Here is a 2831-nt window from a genome sequence, read left to right on the forward strand (position 1 = left end):
CGTCACTCGCTCGCCGGCACGTCTTCGAACGTGGTTGCGCCGCTCATGCCGGGCAACACGCCGTCCGCGCCGTTCCAGAAACGTCCGGTCACCTTCACCGTCTGGCTGACGGGATCGACCACGGCGGCAATGCGCACGATTTCCGCGCCAAGGCTTTTTCCCGTCTCATCGATGCGGATGGTGAAGCGGCTGCGGGGTTTCAGCCAGCGCAGCCAGTCGGACGGCAGCAGGATCTCGATTTCGAGATCCGATTGCGAAACGATCTGCATCATCGGCTGGTTCGGTTCGGGGATTTCATGCGCATGCGCGCGCATCACCGCAATACGCCCGTCATAGGGCGCGCGGATCGTGCAGCGCGACATTTTCGAGCGAAACCCTTCAAGCTCGGCGGCGGCCTGATCGGTTTTGGCGCGCGACAGTTCCACCTCGAAATTGCCGACTGCACGCGATTTCGCCAGCCGCTCGTTGTTTTCGAGCGTGATTTTTTCGGCGCGCAACATCGCCTCGGCGGATTTCACCTGTGCGGCCAGATCACCGCATTCGAATTCGACGAGAACATCGCCCTTGGCAAAACTCTGGCCCTCGCGAAACGGCAGCGAGCGGATCGGAAAAGTCATGTCGGAAGCGATCATCGCTTCGTTGACCGGTTTGACGATACCGCGCAGGGTCTCGTTGCCGGCCTGAGCCCACGCACTGCCGGCACTGGTCAGAGAACCGAAAAGGCAAACGGCCAAGGCATGTCGCGCAAAAGTGTGCGGCGGTTTTGCGATAACGACATGCGAAAAAAAAGACCTAAAGCGTGACAAGCGAATCCGAAGGATCGCGGCGCGCTTTAGGATCGCGCCGCAGAAATGCGGGCGCGATCCCTTGTTCGAAAATGTCGTTCGATCGGTCATGATCGACCTCTTCACGCGTTACTGAGCACTCGCCAATTCGGGCTTCACGTAGATCACCGCCGCGCCGCCGGCCTCGTTCCACAGCGCCTTCATGCGCGTGGAAATCTCGGCAACGCTTTCCTTGGTCGTCAGACCGCGCGGAAATGGATCGACGCCGAGCGAGGCATAGACATTGGCATAGGCATTCTGCATGTCGGCATAGGCCATATCGAGCTTGGCGTCGGCCACCAGCGCGTTCATCTCCTCGCGGATAAGGATCTGTTCGCTGGTCTTCTGCGCATTCGTTTCTGCCCGCACCTGGGTGAGAATGCGGTGTGAGACGTTGGAAAGGGCTGCCGCCGTCGAATAGGATTTGTTGAGATGGGCAAATCGGGCGCGGCTGATATGAACCTGCGTCATGACGGCCATGGCGACTGACAAGGCACGTGCATCCAGCACTTCCTTTTCCGCCTCGATCTTCCTGTTCGTCGCCGGCAGGGCAAACAGCTTCATCGCGTTGAAGCTCACCTTCGCGCCCCAGGAGGCCCAGTTGGGATCGGTGATGAAGTCGTTGCTGTCGTAGTTCTTGCCGGCATAAACACTGAAGCCCGGCAGAATATCGAGAAGGGCTGCATTGACCTCCTGGTCGTTGATGCGCATGCGGTAGGCGACTTCGCGCATTTCCGGACGGTTCGATGCGGCGATGCGGTACATTTCCGACAGATCGTTGGGCACGCTCAGTTTCGGCCTGCTGCGTTTGGGCAGCGACAGCGTGAATTCAGTGCCGGGGGTGACGTTCATCAGCGCTGCCAGCTGGCTCTTGGCGACCCTCAGTTCGCCCTCGAGCTGCTCCACTTCGCGCTTCACTTCGATCAATTCGCGCTCATAGGTCAGCGCCACCAGCGGAGATGCTTCGCCGCTACCGGAAAGGCCGCGGGTTTCGCGCAGTGCCCTTGCGACACGTCCTTCGAGCGCGCGCATGCGGCCGACGAGGCGCTGGTAGCTCGCTGCCCGCCAATAAGCGGTGCGCACGTCCTCGATCACCTTGTTGACGATGCGGCGTTTCATCTCTTCCTGGATCAGCGCCTGATCCGCTGCCTGCTTGGCGCGGACATAGGAAAGGCCGAAATCGAGAATGTTCCAGGAGAAGGTCAGGTCGGCGGTGCGCACATTCGGGTCGCGGGTGGACGGTGTCGAAGGATCGCCCTCGTCACGTCCGGCATAACCGGCGCCGGTCACCAGTTTCGGCAGTGCGGCGTAGCTCACGAGGTCGGCTTCACGGAGCTTCAACGAAGCCTCCATGATTTCCACCTTCGTATCCAGGTTGTATTTCAGCGCCCGCGCCATGGCTTCGTAAAGATCGATCGAACCGGTGATGGGTTCCTGATTGGCCGTCGCCCGCACCAGCTTGTCATTGGCGAAGGAAACATTGGCCTCGGCCTTTAGCGGTTCGGTTTTCACCGAGCATCCAACTGCAATCAAACTGACCGGCAGGATCCATAAATAGGGAAATTTCACCGTTACACCTCAATTACGACCCGCAAAAATACCCGTCGCCGAAAGCCGACAGGCGCCGCGGGCGTCATCGCGCATGACAGGTCAACCTAGACGCGGCCATCCGTGAACAGCGAAAACCCAGGGCTGATTTAAGATTTACGAATATGATTAATAAGACGCTAACATATTAGCGCTTATGAACGTGTAGGCATCAAAAAACCTCCCGTGAAGGATGAGGAAGTGTGAATGGTGTTTTTCGTGATGTGCCGGAAAAATACGGGTTTTCCAAAACATCATGTATTGCTAAAATTGATAGTAGCTGTTTGTAATTTGGTAAACAACTGAATCCTAATATTCGGTTCCGGTTAATGCGATCGCTGATGCCAGGCGGGGCGAAAACCCCGCCGGCGCAAAGCCTGGGCGTTATGTCCGGGCCATTCATGCGCGGGAAGGTAAGCC

General features: G+C 58.2%; 2 protein-coding genes. Both read right to left on the bottom strand.

Features of this window, described 5'->3' with window-relative positions; genetic code table 11:
• Positions 1-2 precede the first annotated feature (2 nt).
• Positions 3-734 carry an efflux RND transporter periplasmic adaptor subunit gene (locus J2T09_RS09410; RefSeq protein ID WP_306833590.1) on the bottom strand — a complete coding sequence of 244 codons (732 nt, stop codon included), beginning with the start codon at positions 732-734 and terminating at the stop codon, positions 3-5.
• 180 nt (positions 735-914) lie between these two features.
• Positions 915-2336 carry a TolC family protein gene (locus J2T09_RS09415; protein WP_306833592.1) on the bottom strand — a complete coding sequence of 474 codons (1422 nt, stop codon included), beginning with the start codon at positions 2334-2336 and terminating at the stop codon, positions 915-917.
• Positions 2337-2831 lie beyond the last annotated feature (495 nt).

The sequence above is a fragment of the Neorhizobium huautlense genome (genome assembly GCF_030811685.1).
Lineage (GTDB): Bacteria > Pseudomonadota > Alphaproteobacteria > Rhizobiales > Rhizobiaceae > Neorhizobium > Neorhizobium huautlense_A.